This is a genomic window from Rhodococcus sp. GQ147 (assembly GCF_059759155.1).
This window is the reverse complement of sequence record NZ_JCAXDU010000009.1, coordinates 1-14,450: the sequence shown is the minus strand read 5'-3', so window position 1 is coordinate 14,450 and position 14,450 is coordinate 1. Positions and strand designations below refer to the sequence as shown.

The window sequence follows — 14,450 nt, the reverse complement described above, 5'->3', positions numbered from 1 at the left end:
GTCAGTCTCCGGCTTTGCCGACAACAGCGGTTCCCAGATCGGGCCCCTCGGGGAGCTCCAATGCACCGTGTTCGCCAACCAGGTGTCGCGATCCCAGAATAATTCCCACCAGAATCACGAGTAGTTCCGAGGACCCAGCGTCGTTCAGGTACGGATGGATAAACATGAGGACCAGTAGCCCGCTCATGAAACACAAAACCGATTCAACCACTGCAGCGGTCACAGGATCGACAGGATGAAATTTACGCGTCCGTCGAACGAGACTCCCAATCAAAAGGAAGACGAAAACCAAGAAAGAAACGATACCGATGATTCCGGTAGTGACCAGTACGAGGATGTACATGGACTCAGCGTATTGAAACACACGGTCTGACGCACGAATAGGCCCATGTCCAGTCAACGGGTTATCTGCGACCAACGGAATGAAGTCTCGCTTCCAAAGAGCGAGGCGAAATGCAACAGTTTGAGGAAGAAACCCATATTCATTTGTAACTTGCGACTGCCTGTTGACTCGCTCGGACAAAATACCCGAGACAAAGCTCGTTTGCGAAACTACGAGCACAAGAATAGCGCCGAGAAGTGCTACAATCCGCTTCCCCTTTCGCAGCAGGAAGTACGCGGCACCACCGAGCCCTAACAGGGCCATACCGAAAGTAAAAGACGATATTAGGCCGACTCCTATTAGCGCCATGCACACTGGAAGCACAAACGCTCTTTCGTAGAGACGCACGCCATGTGCAAGAAGTGCAATCGCCACAATAAGCGTAAGCGCCATATAGCCCGCATACGCATGCCACGAATGGAAGATGCCGATACCGCGAGGTACCTTCCAGTTCGGCATGTTCACAATAGTTTGGTTTCCGGTTAGAACCGATGCGAGAGTTCGAGAGCCAGCTACGCCGGCAATTTGAAGAAAAGCGAGACCGCCCATTATTGCTGCAAACACGATGAGGTATCGACATACCTTGAGCAAGAATCCAACACACGCAGCGCCAGCAGCATATGACGCTGTAAAGGTGAGGAGAAGAACAATCGGACCAAGCCCGTAAGTGATGAAGTCTTTGGGTCCGAGGTCGGATGAGTTGAACCAATGGGATGCTACGACGACTGCAGTAACTACGGAATATGCAAGAAGACCCCAGAAGACGGCCCCCCCGACCCTGAAATGACGGTGCAAGTTAATTAGAAGAAGCGCAAGAACTGCGATCGCCAATACCTCGGAAAGCCGTAGCCCGGGCACGAGGAGCCCCCGCTTCGTACCTGACACCGTGGGTATCAGCGCTAAGCAGAACGCAAGCAGCCCGGGGTGGCGGATCTGCGAGGCGGCGCCCGCAATATGAGCTTTCAAATCCGGGCCTCGACGGACCCTACCGGCGGTCGTCATGCTGAGCCTGGCGTTGTGGTCTGGACCTGACCATTGCCTAATAGGACCCGGTCAAAGTTCCGCAACGGAGACGCCGTAACTACGGCATCGCCCGACGGATAGCCGATTGCGATCATCATGATCACCACCTCTTCATCCGGCAATCCGATCAGGTTCCTCAATCTCAAGTCTTGACTTTTTACCGTGCTCCAGTTCAAAGGGCAACTGCCTATACCCGCACCGTGTAAGGCGTAAATCAGCGACATGGCGAACATTCCACCATCGATGTACCCCTGGTTACGCTCACCTGGCGTTAAGAACGCGGATAGATCTGAGGTCACAACAAGAACGTGACTCGCTGTATGACCGAATCCGCGGTTTCCGTTCTGGGTCTGCAAAACCTTATTCGCAAACTCCCCTCGCGCGAAGATGCGTACCCGAGCGGCCTGCCTATTGCAAACACTCGGCGTAGTTTGTGCATCCACGATCGCGCTCTCGATTATGTCGACCTCGACGCTACGTTCGGAGAAGTTTCGAACACTGCTGCGAGAACGTGCGAACTTCGAGAAATTCCATCCATCGATCTCCTTACTGGACGGCGACAATGGTTCGGTGCCGCCCGCGCTGTTTTCGAGAATCGGTGTCGAGTTCGCCAATTCCTCGAATACAGGCTCGATAGCCGACCACCACTCGTTCGGAGACGATTGAAATTTGCGCTTGTATTCGCTTAGCGCTCCCAGAGCTCCGACCAGGATTGCCTTATCGTGACCATCGGACGCAGCATAACGTGCGCAGTTGGCGAGCAACCTTTCAACCGTTTCGCGACCAAACCACGGACGCGGTTCCGGCAGTGTCAAACCCTTCTCGACGCGATGGAAGTCCATAACAATATGTGACTCCAGCACTTCGAGTGTGCTTGAATTGACAATGCCTGAGAACCGCATAAACCTCCGGGCGTCATATACATATGACCCCACGAGCTGTGTGATCGACCTCGCTTGCCGTATCATTCTAACCTTTTTTGCGTGCCGTCTAACTTTTAAAACAAGGCTCATCATCGCCCTCCAAGAGCTAACATAAATCGCATACGAAAACGATCCCGCATCAGGATCCTAAAAATTCACGGATCATCTTTATTTCATGCTGCTGTTCGGACATCCGACGTGGCAATACCTCATTGGCTGCGTCAATAAATCTCTGAGGATCGTCTGATATTTCCATCACTGCGCGCACAATCGATTCCGGCGCACTTGGGTCAACGTATGCAGCTGCGCACTCCAAGAAATCTCGGAGAACCGGAAAATGCGCCGTCACCTGAGGTTTACCTTCCATCAGTGCTTCGTAGCCTGCTCGCTGCATCGTATGGTCACGATCCGTCACCGCCACTACAGCCAGACAGTCGCGCACCAATCGATTGTATTCCTCTGCGGACACAAATCCCGGAAAGCTCACATTTTCGGGTGCAGACTGCCGAACCCAAGCTGGAGCGTTTCCAGTGAAAACGAAATTCAGGTCAGGCATACGGCGGGTAGCCTCGATTAGCGCATCTAGAGGTTCATCATTTGCGTAGCTCAGAGGGCACAGGATGTATGCTCCGGCGCCACGCTCCACACTTCCGACACGGCGGTCAACTAATATATCGTGCAGGACAAATGCTTTTGCTCCTGCCCTTCGGCACTGAACAGCAAGGGGTTCATTGGTCACGATTGCGGAATTTTTCCGCAGCATCCACAGTCCAATACGGGAGAACCACGACCATTTAGGATCCGAAAAGAAGCCCGTATGCAAGTCAGCGATCAACTTGCTGCCTCGCGGCTTTGATAACGCCGCTACGACTAGCAACGGAGCGGGCGGAAGCATCACGATAACCGAATTGGGACGACGATCGCGAATGACACTTCGAGTGAATCGTGCTGCAGCCAGGTACTTGAACACGTGACGCTTCTTTGCAATCGCGTCTGGCAAGAATACTGCTTCGACGCCGAGTTCCTCTGCCAGACCAGCGCTTCGGCCGTGAAAATCGATCCAACTCACTATCATCGTGCTGCCTCCGGGAGGAGAATCCGGCGAGTGCTTGCCTCGAGAAGATGCTCTGACTTCAGATCGAGTGGATCGACAGCAATCGCGATCTCGTTGTCCGCCACCAGACGAGCGATCTGCAACTGATGGTCGTCGACATGCTCGTTTCGCTTCTTCCTTCTAGGAAGAACTACCGGATACTTACCCATTCCAAGGATGTTCAAGATCGAGCCGACACCGCTATGTGTAATTACGACATCGCTTTCCTGAACAAAGCTCCCGAACTGCTCGCTCTCGACGGTTTCGAAGACTTGGCCAGGTAGATCGGTACGAGTCGTACAGCCAACCTGCCAGACAGTGTTCTCATCAGCCAAGCCTGTCTTGAGGACTGCATCAATCGCAGAGTCAAACCTGAAAGGCTTGATGGTCCCTAGCGTCACGAAGAGCCTCGGCTTGTCAACAGAAGTATCACTGCTAACCGCCGTGAAGGCGCTCATCACACTGTCGCGGTGACTCCAGCGCCCAGTAGCCCATTCCTTATGCTGAGCCTCCAACTTTGTGAATCTGAGCGCATGTAGGATACGCCCGGACAACGACGGTCCGTCAGTCCTCGAGACACTCTCGATGTAGCGTGTCGGCACGCCGGCCAATCGAGCGGCTGGCAGCGCTGCAAGGGCAAGGGCAGCCCCTGTGCTGATCGCCTCGTCGTATTTGATGCTCGTAGACCGCAAGTAGGATGTCAGGGTACGGAATGCACTGAATGTGCCCACGTAGTCCCGCGGCGCGATGTACGGAACATGGAGCGCGTTCTTTCCAGCAAGCAACGACCTGCTCTGCGGTGAATCGAATGTAATCCAGAGTGAGTCGTCGGTCGCGCCGAGAGTCGGCGCTAGTCGAACCAACTGTTCAAGGTGTCCTCCAGTAGAGGCTGCCAAGATCAAGCGCCTGCTACTTTCTGCGATTTCCATGGTTCGTTCCGCCCCTTATTCGGAGAATGTTGCTTATAGCCGATAAAGTCGTCGATCCCTGCCGGGATTCACACTCCTGTCAAGGCCTGCCCAGTGCGCGGTACTCCCATCCGGCAGCCCTCCATTTGCTGGCATCAAGGCAATTTCGTCCGTCGATCAGCTTCTTCCGGCGAACGAGATCTTCGATGCTCGTCGGCGCAAGCTCACGGAACTCTTGCCATTCCGTCAGCACAAGGACCACGTCGGCGCCACTGCATGCTTCTTTGATGTCAGTTGCGTAGCTAAGCGTGGGGAATATTGTCCTCGAATTCTCCATCGCTTTTGGATCGAAGACCGTCACTGATGCGCCTTGCAGCTGGATCTGGCCTGCAATGTTCAGGGCGGGCGAATCTCGCACGTCATCGGAGTCAGGTTTGAAAGCAGCACCTAGCACCGCAACTCGGGACCCGATCAACGAACCATCGACTGCTTCACGGGCGAGCTCGACCATACGTGCTCGACGCCTCATATTAATATTGTCAACTTCGCGCAGGAATGTCAGCGCTTCATCCGCACCGATCTCCCCTGCGCGGGCCATGAAAGCACGAATGTCCTTAGGCAAACACCCTCCGCCAAAACCGATACCCGCGTTAAGGAAGCGTCGCCCGATGCGGACGTCGTGGCCAATCGCGTCTGCGAGGAATGCTACGTCGGCTCCTGCGGCCTCGCACACTTCGGACATCGCGTTGATGAACGAAATTTTTGTCGCCAAGAATGCGTTCGCTGCCGTCTTGACAAGTTCCGCTGTCGCTAGATCAGTGACGAGGAACGGAATGTCCTCTTCGATAAGTTGTGCGTAGACTTCTCTAGCGACCCGTTCCGCCAGTCCACGGCTGTTCCGTGAGACCCCTAGAACCATACGATCTGGATGCAGAGTGTCTTGCACAGCGAATCCTTCGCGGAGAAACTCTGGGTTCCAGGCCAGCTCGACTTCTTCACTAGCGGGCGAAAGTGTCCGTACACGTTCCGCGAGGCCTTCGGCCGTCCCTACCGGAACCGTCGACTTTCCGAAAATGACGGACGGACCGGTCAGTAAAGGTGCCAGCCGATCAATTACTGCATTAACATACGTCAGGTCAGCGGCGAACTCCCCCTTGCGTTGAGGCGTGCCGACACCGATGAAGTGCACATCTGCGAACGCTGCGGCTTCCTCGTACGATGAAGTGAAGCGCAGTCTTCCGCTCTGAATATTTCGTTGCAAGACCTCTTCAAGGCCCGGTTCATAAAAAGGAACTTCGCCGGCTTCCAGCTTCGCGAGCTTCGCCGGGTCAATGTCCACTCCTACAACTTCGTGACCCAGTTCGGCCATGCAGGCCGCGTGTGTGGCTCCAAGGTAGCCAGTACCGAATACTGCGATTCTACGACTCATGTCATTACTCCCATATCTAGCTACTAGGTTGGCGGATTGGTTCCGACGGCAGAGGCTTTTCGACGACCATGCAATCGTCGCACGGATTCACTTTGTGCCGAGGAATCGGCGCCACGACGCGAAATGTCCCGGATGAGGAACCAAAACCAACTGGGACGCGAACGCGCACCACCGACTGAAGCTGGAGATTATTAAGGTTCTGACCGTTCACGACGACACCGACCCTTTGACCAAATCCGGAGGCTCATATAGTTTGGGTACTCGATGAGTGATGCGATAAAAAATAAGGCAAGTCGCAACAACGAACATCGTCGAAAGAACAGATCATCAGTATCTCGGTCATTCAGTAGGCGCCGTCGCTGGCGAGCACCGCCTTGACGGTCTTACCGATGATCAACACATCCGAGACCATCGACCAGTTCTCCACATACGACAGATCCAACCGCACCGACTCGTCCCACGACAGATCCGAGCGGCCACTGACCTGCCACAGACCCGTCACACCCGGACGCACCAACAACCGGCGCTGGACCCGACCGTCGTAGGCCTCCACCTCACGCCGCAACGGCGGACGCGGACCCACCACACTCATCTCCCCCCGCACAACATTGAGGAACTGCGGCAACTCGTCGATACTGAACCGCCGCATCACCTTCCCCACACGAGTAACCCGCGGATCGTCCTTCATCTTGAACAACGGACCCGCACCCTCGTTCTGCGCCAACAAGGTGTCGACCAACCTGTCCGCGTCGGTGACCATCGACCGGAACTTCACCATCCCGAACGGCTCACCATCGAGACCGATCCGCTCGGCCCGGTAGAAGACCGGACCCCGATCCTCGAGCTTGATCAACAACGCAACCACCGCGAACACCGGCGCCAACACCACCAACGCCAGGCCCGCGAAGGCGAGATCGAAAATCCGCTTCCCCGACCGCTTCGCCCCGTGATAACTCGGCTTCTCCACATGGATCAGCGGCAGTCCGGCCACCGGACGCATCTCGATCCGCGGACCCGCCACATCGACCACCCCCGTCGCGACCACCAGATCCGTCTCGAGCGGTTCGAGCTGCCAGACCAGATCGTGCAGACCCTCGCTGCCCAGAGTCTCCGTCGCGGTGACCACCACCGTGTCGGCACGCGACAACTTCAATGCGTCGACCACCGAATGCTCGTCGCCGTAGATGGTGATCTCCCGGCCGTCGACATCGATCACCTCACCCGGCGCCCCCGAATAACGCGGCACACACACCCCGACCACGCGGTAACCCTCCCCGTCCTTACGGGAGAAGGTGCGCGTCATATGCCGCACCGCCCGCGCACCACCGACCACCAGCACCGACGTCTGGAACTCACCCCGAGCCCGCTTGCGCGCGATCACCTTCCGCCACAACCACCGCGTAAGCAACAAACCGACAAGACCCACCGGCAGGGCAGTGGCCAAATATCCACGTGCCAGTTCCAGGCGGAATACGAGTGCGATGATCGCGATGAACCCGAATAGTCGAGCGGTACTCGATACGACACGTTGATATTCGCTATGACCTGCGCCGATAACACGCCGTGAGCGCGTGCGGAACAAGGCGAGAGTGATCAGCCAGAGACCGGCAAGCCCCACCGAGATCAACGCGTAACTGAGTTCGGAGACCGGCTCCGTTGTAAATAGGTCGCCCTGCCCGAACCGGACGGTGTGTGCCACAACGACGGCCAGCACAACCACAATCACGTCGGACCAGATCAATCGGCTGATGTAGGACTGCTGCCAGTTTCTACGGTTCGCCGAACCCGACGGTTGACGCTGTCCACGAATGGAATTGGCGTAGTCCCCCACGAGGGCATCGGGTACGCCGTGACTCGCCTCCCCGACGGCGGTCATAGCCCAACCACCCACATCGTTGTCTCCTCCCCGAGACACCTACTGCTCGCACGAACAAGCAACGCCGGACCCGATCCGCGTACCCTCCCCGGTCGCGTGACCTGCCCGTTGCGTGCCCAGCCGGGCGCAGTTCTTCCAGTTGTACGCGTGTCGCTCCTATGCGAAAACGCTCGTTGAGACTGTAACGTTACTTACGAGATCTGGCAGCTTGAACGGTCGTCCAGATCGAACCTTCTTTTTGTATGTGCCGCGCAGTTACGGTTGGCGACGCGATCCGCGTTTACAAGCCCCGTCAAAGGCAATCTTCCCTGCTATCTTGCACTTTCAGTGCATTCTTCGATTCGCGAACCCGCAGGGCGGCCCCTAGACTGCGCTTACCGACCCCTCAGGTGATGCGGGATTGACGGTCGGAAACTTGAAGGTGAGATCTATATCACCATTGTTCAACGTTTTGACCGTGCATTCGCGGGTATTCCGGCGCGGTCATGCGCTCGACAGGGGAGGCGAGGGTAGAACCATGCAAGAAGTAGGAATGCGCATAGCTTTCCGCACAGCAGTGGTACCGGCGGCAGGGATGGGCACCAGATTCCTGCCGGCCACAAAGACTGTGCCGAAGGAGCTGTTGCCGGTGGTCGACACCCCGGGCATCGAACTCGTCGCGACGGAAGCCGCCCAGTCGGGAGCTCAACGACTTCTCATCGTGACGGCTCCCGGAAAGGATGGAGTTGTCGCGCATTTCGTCGACGACTTCGACCTCGAGAAGCACCTCGAGGCCAAGGGCAAGCTCGAGCTGCTCGAGAAGGTACGCCGCGCACCGAATCTGCTCACGGTCGCATCGGTTGTTCAGGAGAAGCCGCTCGGTCTAGGTCACGCTGTCGGCTGCGCCGAAGCCGCTCTGGAGCCTGACGAAGATGCGATCGCCGTTCTTCTCCCGGACGACCTCGTGCAACCGAGCGGCATCCTGGAAACGATGGCTCGTGTCCGCGCCAAGCGGGGAGGAAGCGTACTGTGCGCCATCGACGTTCCGAAGAGTCAGGTGAGCTCGTACGGCGTATTCGAGGTCGAGGAAGTACCCGACGTCGCGAATCCGGATGTTCTGCGAGTTCGCGGCATGGTGGAGAAGCCCGCTCTTGCCGACGCTCCTTCCACGCTTGCTGCCGCCGGTCGTTACCTCCTCGATCGTGAGATCTTCGACGCCCTTCGCCGGATCAAGCCGGGTGCCGGCGGAGAACTTCAATTGACGGACGCGATTGCGCTGTTGATCGAAGAAGGTCACCCGGTCCACGTCGTCGTGCACCGCGGGACCCGCCATGACCTTGGCAACCCTGGTGGATATCTCCGTGCAGCCGTCGACGCGGCACTCGACAGTGACGAATACGGCGACGGACTCCGCAAGTGGCTCCACGAGCGGCTTGATCTTGGCGCCTCTAACGCCGACTGAGCGAAGTGCGATCGAATCACATTGATGGGACTTAGGTCCTTGCTTCGATGTGCCGTATGGCACCGATTCTGGTTAAATTCTCAAGTGTGTTGCCTCCCTGCAACATGCCCCTTCCCCTCCCCGGGAATTGGCAGCACCTGAGCCCCGCTGGCTCCTCCCCCTGCCAGCGGGGCTCGCGCTACTTGGGAGACCCCTACAGGCGTTGACGCTCCTCCGCGTGGGTGCCAAGATGATCAACCACGCGCTCGAATGCGTGTGCGAAAACTGAAAACAGATGGCCCGCCGCGACTGGCATCGCGACGGGCCGGATGTCCGACTAAACAGGAGTCGAACATGCGTCAGCATACCTATGCGCAGGTGACATCGTGAGCATCGAAGCGATCATCTGGGCGCTCGAACGCGCCGAAATTCCGTCCCCGACTCCGCCCGGGATGCCCTCGGCACCAGCGCTGACGGTGGTCCTGCTCGGCTTGGCCAATCACGCGTCCCGTCACGGCGCGGACGCATATCCATCCGTGCGGACACTCGCCGGGTACGCCCGCATCAGCGAACGCCAAGTACAGCGTTGCTTGAAGGCGCTCGCAACCCTCGGCCTCATTTCCCGGGGTGATCAAGAGCGGATCGCGGCGACGATCCCTCGCGAAGACCGCCGACCCGTCCTCTACAACCTGTCGATGAAGCGGGGTGACACGTCGTCACCCCGCAGCTCCGAACGAGGTGACAAGACGAAGCGTCACGGGGTGACAGGAACGACCGAGCGGGGTGACACCCCGGTCACCCGAACCGTCCTTGAACCAAAAGATGAACCTGCTGCACTCCCCCACGCGTCGAAGCGCACCGGCGCTGTCGAACCCGAAGCGCAACAGCCCTCTTCCCTCGATCAACTGGCCACGGCGTGCCGCCGGGCCGGCCTCACTGCCCGGTTCGGTTCTTTGTCGGCCGCGAAACGCGCACTCGTCGAACAATCCATCGACACCCATGGAGTGGAGGCTCTTGTCCGTGCCGCGCTCGAACGTCATCGACCATGGGATCCGGCTCGTTCCGCGGCGGCGTGGATCCCGGTCTGGCAGTCACTGCAACCACCCCGACCGAAACTCCCACCGCGGTGCGGTGGGTGCGATGAGTACGGCTGGCTACCCGACGACGAGCTCGGGCGCGCGGTACGGTGCCCGTGCCGTCAGGTGACGTCGCACAGGATTACCGCTCCGTTCCAAGAAGCGATGCCGTTGGCTGCGTGAACGCACTCGCCGCCGTCGACAACGCGCTGCCTCCCTATTCGACGTGATAGCAACATATTCCGATCATCGGACGGCGTCGCGCGAGACACGGTGACGTCGTGAGTCGGACATCGTGGACCTTTTCCCTCGGTACCATGAGCCCGTAGTCACGAGTACGAGCGGCGGTATACCGCAGAGGATGTGAGGCAACTGGCACCCGAAGGAATCGAGCGTCGACCGATCGCAGTGTGCGTCGTCGGAGCCGGCACGATCGGACAGACCGTGATCGACGCTCTGCGCGACGACACGGTGCCGGGTGTGAGCCTCGCGGCCGTGCTCACCTCACGAAGCAGTACAGAGGAGACCGACGCTGCGTTCGACACCGCCGACGTCGTGGTGGAAGCAGCCACCGTCGACGCAGCCCGCACCCTGCTGCCCGACGCGGTGCAACGCGGTAAGGACATCGTCGTCTGCTCATGCGGTGTCTTCGCCGAGCGCGGCTTCGATGCGGGATCGTTCGCGGCAGGACCAGGACGTGTGCTGCTCCCGACGGGCGCGATCGGTGGCTTCGACATTCTGGCCTCGGCGGCACGAGCAGGCACACGCGACGCCCGCCTGACTCACACCACGATCAAACGACCCAGTGCTCTCGGCATCGAAGAAGGTCTGGACGCGAAACGTGAGGTGTTCCGAGGATCCGCCAGAGAAGCAGCACTGACCTTCCCTCGAACTTCGAACTCGTCGGTGGCTCTCGCGTTCGCGACGCTCGGGCTCGATCGGGTCGAGGTGGTGGTCTTTGCCGACCCGGATGCCACCAGCACACGTCACATAGTGAAGTGGGAGTCACCGCTCGGCCGATACGAGTTGATGTTCGAGAACTCGATCGACCCGGCGTCGGACGGGCGCACCTCCGCGATCACTGCCTGGTCGGTGGTCGAGGTTCTTGCGGCCCTGCCGCGGGGAATCGGGTCAGGTGCGGTCGTGCTGGGGACTCCTCGGAGAAAGTAGCGCGCTCCGAAGTGGCCCGATGCCTTCACCTGAAGGACATTGTCGCTTTCGCGTGTTTGACGAAGAATTTCGGGACCAAAGTCCTCACCGGGTGGTCCGAACCGTAACGGCTTCTGTCACATTCGTGTTTCCTGATGGTTCTCCAGGTAGCGGCAGATGAACCAGTGCTGTACACAGTGTGAAACAACACATTTCGCAGGTGAAGGTGTAACTCCCTACCGGGAGTGGCTATTCGGTTTCACCTGACCTACTCGCACCCTGGAGCAGCCTGTGACGACATCATCGCCTTCCGACCGACCGGCGCGGGTACTTTTCCTCGGCACTCCCTCCGATGCCGTCGCACTCGACCGGTGGAGAGAACTGCAGGAGAGCCTCGATCTCGCAGGCATCGAGACCATCACTGCCTTCGAAGGCGAAGTGGATTACGCGATCCTCACCGAGGACATCCTCGACGGCTACTGCACTACCGCCGAAGCACTCACCCTTCAGAAGCTCCGGGCTCGAGGGGTCACGTGCGCAAGCACATGCGCCGGCCCCGAGCAGATCCTTGCAGCGCTGGCCGAAGCCTCCGCCGACGTTGCTTCGGTCGTGCCGATCTCGGCAGCCAGGGGACACACTTACGGAGGGGCTGTACGCAGCGCGGTCTGACCCTCCAGAACGACGTCGTGCGCGTCGGTGGATACCCACCGACGCGCACGACTCGTTTGTTCAGCCTCAACCCTGGGATACGGCGTCCACCATTGAGGTGGGCCGTCGAGCCTTCACGTAGCTCGATTCCATCGACGCCTCGTACCACAGGCGATCCAGGCACCGTCAAAGTTGCTGCTGTCCGCCCTCGGCGCGGCAGGCTCAGCCGGCGTCCCGCCACTGCTCGTCGTCGTCCCGGTGGAGCGATGGCGGGGCCTCGCGTTTGTCGCGGGCGCGGATGACACGGCCGAAGACGATCGCGACGGTCACCGATACGGCGAGCCACCCGACGATCAGCCAGAAAACCCAGTTCACATACCGAACAACGTATCGAGTCGCCGATTTGTTACTGCCGGGTAAGGAAGTCACCTGCAGATTCACCCGTTCGCATGACACTGTTCGGATTACACGGAGCTCGCATCATTCACTCGAAGAAGCCAGCCGGCCCGGTCCGTCTGCTGGCGGACGATCCTAGCCGACGACCTCAACCATGCGAGCGGGGAACCTTTCGGCACAACCCCAGGGAGCCGAGCTGCATCACGGCCCACAGGAACCAACCCTTGGGGATGCACTGGTGGGGAGGGGACCCCATTCCCTCCCCACCAGCGCTAATTCGGAGCTGTCAAGCAGCAGGCAAGTGAGGTCGGATTCGTTCTAGCAGGTAAGGCGCTAGAGACCTGGAATACGTAGCGGTGATGTGACCGCCAGTGTCACGTGCGACCACGACGTTGCCGATGACAGCCGGACACCAACCGTGGCTGCAGTACAGATCGGTCATATCGACCACTGCAGCGTCAGCGATAGCGTTCGCGGCAGTGACCAGGTTGTCTGCTTTTTCGGTAGCGCTGGATATTGGTGTGCCGCATTGAGCGATGTCGTCGCTATCCGCTCCGAACCGCGTCATGCAGGAAATGACGTCTTCGGAGATTGACGGGTTGTCAGCGATCGCAACGACTTTGCTGCCGCGCTCGATCACCGGGGTCCAGGCCGCGTGGAAGGCCTCGACATCTCCATACTTTCGAGAGGCGGTCGTGAGGATTAGGTCGTAAGGATCGCCCGCGAGCAGTTCTTCTTGAATGCTGGCCATGACGGAGCCGCAGTTGTCCGTGGGTCTGATCTCCCACTGACAGTCGTAGCCCACGAACGCCCGAAGGCTCCAATTTTCTGTGACTACGAACTGGCTGAGTGCCGGCAGCAGCATTGCGGCATGGGAGTCTCCGATGAGCGCTACACGCAGCGCGTCGTCCTTGGTGGAGCCGATACGGCAGGTCGGCATGGGGCCGTCCTTCTGGCGCCAGCAGGAATATGCGCCCTGTGTGTCCTTCGCGAAGGTATCCAGGCGAGGGGTCAACGAATCCAGGTTCACCGACGGATCACACTGCGCTTTGTTGACCATTGCTGCCGCACCGAAACACGGGTCGGCATTCTCGATCGACTCCTCCACACCGGCGACGTAGAGCGACTCATACTGTTCACCTGCGCGATTGGTTCGATCCGAGAGCTGAATCAGCATCGCGCTGGCGACCACAACAGCCGCCGTGATGAATCCAGTAGTCCGCCAGAAAGACGGGGTAAGCTCCACTTCCGACGTTCTCACCCGGACCGACGTAGGCCTCTCAAGCCACTTGGAACGACGAATCGGGTCCTCGAAGTACGTGAACGACACGTGAGCGAGGACGAGGGCGGCGATCGCAGCAACCACGAAGTAGACAGTGTCTTCCGGCATGACCGCAGCAAGCACCACGATGACCGGCCAGTGCCACAAGTACAGCGAGTAGGAGGTGCGACCGAAGTACAGCGCCACACGGTTAGTGAGCATCGGAACGCCCCGGACCTGTGAGCCGTGGAACGCGGCAACGACAAGTGCAGTGGACAAGACGGGAAGCGCTGCACCCGGCGCCGGGAACTGAGTCTCGGACGTGATGACGAACAGTGACGCGATAACACCGGCCAGCCCGATGTACGCAAGCACCGGACGTATCGGGTCCGGGAGCTTCATCAGTACCGGACCAGCGATGGCGAGAAGCGCGCCGACTCCGAGTTCCCACACTCGGGTGAAGGTTGAGAAGTACGCCGACGTGGGCTCATTGGAGCTTTGCAGCATGGCCCATATGAATGATGTCGCAACCATGGTGAACATTGCTGCGCCCAGCGCACCTTGCCGTATGGAGCTGCGCTTGCGTCGATGCGACCTGCGGGTGATCCAAAACAGGCCGAGAAGAACCACGGGCCACACGAAGTAGAACTGCTCTTCTACCGACAGAGACCAGTAGTGCTGGATGGGCGAAGGTGGAAGGCCTTCTTGGAAGTAGTCGGTACCGACTTGTTCGAACCGCCAGTTCGCGGCGAATGCCGCGGCCCAGAGAGCGTCAACCAAGGTTTCCTTCGCTCGGGTGGCAGGAAATGTGATGTACGCCGCGAGGACAGTAACGGTCAGGACGAGCAATGCGGCCGGGATGATTC

12 protein-coding genes are annotated in these 14,450 nt (G+C 58.9%); 4 read left to right on the top strand and 8 right to left on the bottom strand.

Annotated elements, in window-relative coordinates; genetic code table 11:
- Window position 1: 1 nt before the first annotated feature.
- From AC6CID_RS12255 to AC6CID_RS12230, 6 genes are all read right to left on the bottom strand, one after another.
- Window positions 2-841, bottom strand: coding sequence for an O-antigen ligase family protein (locus tag AC6CID_RS12255; RefSeq protein ID WP_498354012.1), 840 nt, complete (start codon window positions 839-841; stop codon window positions 2-4).
- A gap of 539 nt (window positions 842-1,380) precedes the next feature.
- Window positions 1,381-2,307, bottom strand: a complete 927-nt coding sequence (locus AC6CID_RS12250; RefSeq protein WP_498354011.1) for a nitroreductase family protein — start codon at window positions 2,305-2,307, stop codon at window positions 1,381-1,383.
- 160 nt (window positions 2,308-2,467) lie between these two features.
- Window positions 2,468-3,397 carry a glycosyltransferase family protein gene (locus AC6CID_RS12245; protein WP_498354010.1) on the bottom strand — a complete coding sequence of 310 codons (930 nt, stop codon included), beginning with the start codon at window positions 3,395-3,397 and terminating at the stop codon, window positions 2,468-2,470.
- Window positions 3,398-3,399: 2 nt separating this feature from the next.
- Complete coding sequence (locus AC6CID_RS12240; RefSeq protein ID WP_498354009.1) at window positions 3,400-4,350, bottom strand: glycosyltransferase; 951 nt, start codon at window positions 4,348-4,350, stop codon at window positions 3,400-3,402.
- A gap of 79 nt (window positions 4,351-4,429) precedes the next feature.
- Window positions 4,430-5,758: a UDP-glucose dehydrogenase family protein gene (locus AC6CID_RS12235; RefSeq protein ID WP_081494089.1), complete on the bottom strand. Its 1,329-nt coding sequence runs from the start codon at window positions 5,756-5,758 to the stop codon at window positions 4,430-4,432.
- Window positions 5,759-6,101: 343 nt separating this feature from the next.
- The gene (locus AC6CID_RS12230) at window positions 6,102-7,649 is read right to left on the bottom strand and encodes a sugar transferase (protein ID WP_498354008.1); all 1,548 of its coding nucleotides are present in this window, start codon (window positions 7,647-7,649) and stop codon (window positions 6,102-6,104) included.
- Window positions 7,650-8,151: 502 nt separating this feature from the next.
- On the opposite strand from AC6CID_RS12230, the gene AC6CID_RS12225 reads away from it, so the two are divergent.
- From AC6CID_RS12225 to AC6CID_RS12210, 4 genes are all read left to right on the top strand, one after another.
- Window positions 8,152-9,075: a UTP--glucose-1-phosphate uridylyltransferase gene (locus tag AC6CID_RS12225; RefSeq protein ID WP_498354049.1), complete on the top strand. Its 924-nt coding sequence runs from the start codon at window positions 8,152-8,154 to the stop codon at window positions 9,073-9,075.
- 431 nt (window positions 9,076-9,506) lie between these two features.
- Window positions 9,507-10,313, top strand: a complete 807-nt coding sequence (locus AC6CID_RS12220; RefSeq protein ID WP_498354048.1) for a helix-turn-helix domain-containing protein — start codon at window positions 9,507-9,509, stop codon at window positions 10,311-10,313.
- Window positions 10,314-10,493: 180 nt separating this feature from the next.
- On the top strand, window positions 10,494-11,300 hold the full coding sequence (locus AC6CID_RS12215; protein ID WP_498354007.1) for an aspartate dehydrogenase domain-containing protein: 807 nt from the start codon (window positions 10,494-10,496) through the stop codon (window positions 11,298-11,300).
- Between the two features lie 270 nt (window positions 11,301-11,570).
- Window positions 11,571-11,948, top strand: a complete 378-nt coding sequence (locus tag AC6CID_RS12210) for a hypothetical protein (protein WP_498354006.1) — start codon at window positions 11,571-11,573, stop codon at window positions 11,946-11,948.
- A gap of 201 nt (window positions 11,949-12,149) precedes the next feature.
- Here the strand turns inward: AC6CID_RS12210 and AC6CID_RS12205 are convergent, their stop codons facing one another.
- Both AC6CID_RS12205 and AC6CID_RS12200 read right to left on the bottom strand, forming a co-directional pair.
- Window positions 12,150-12,302 (bottom strand): hypothetical protein, encoded by a 153-nt coding sequence (locus tag AC6CID_RS12205; RefSeq protein ID WP_455901182.1) that lies wholly within the window; start codon window positions 12,300-12,302, stop codon window positions 12,150-12,152.
- Window positions 12,303-12,609: 307 nt separating this feature from the next.
- On the bottom strand, window positions 12,610-14,450 hold a 1,841-nt coding region (locus tag AC6CID_RS12200; RefSeq protein WP_498354005.1), incomplete at its 5' end, for an acyltransferase family protein.

Excerpts from the sequence above, each read along its gene's own strand:
- AC6CID_RS12250 (WP_498354011.1), bottom strand. The coding sequence starts at position 2,307 with ATGCGGTTCTCAGGCATTGTCAATTCAAGCACACTCGAAGTGCTGGAG.
- AC6CID_RS12225 (WP_498354049.1), top strand. The coding sequence starts at position 8,152 with ATGCAAGAAGTAGGAATGCGCATAGCTTTCCGCACAGCAGTGGTACCG.
- AC6CID_RS12220 (WP_498354048.1), top strand. The coding sequence starts at position 9,507 with ATGCCCTCGGCACCAGCGCTGACGGTGGTCCTGCTCGGCTTGGCCAAT.
- AC6CID_RS12240 (WP_498354009.1), bottom strand. The coding sequence starts at position 4,350 with ATGGAAATCGCAGAAAGTAGCAGGCGCTTGATCTTGGCAGCCTCTACT.
- AC6CID_RS12255 (WP_498354012.1), bottom strand. The coding sequence starts at position 841 with ATGCCGAACTGGAAGGTACCTCGCGGTATCGGCATCTTCCATTCGTGG.
- AC6CID_RS12235 (WP_081494089.1), bottom strand. The coding sequence starts at position 5,758 with ATGAGTCGTAGAATCGCAGTATTCGGTACTGGCTACCTTGGAGCCACA.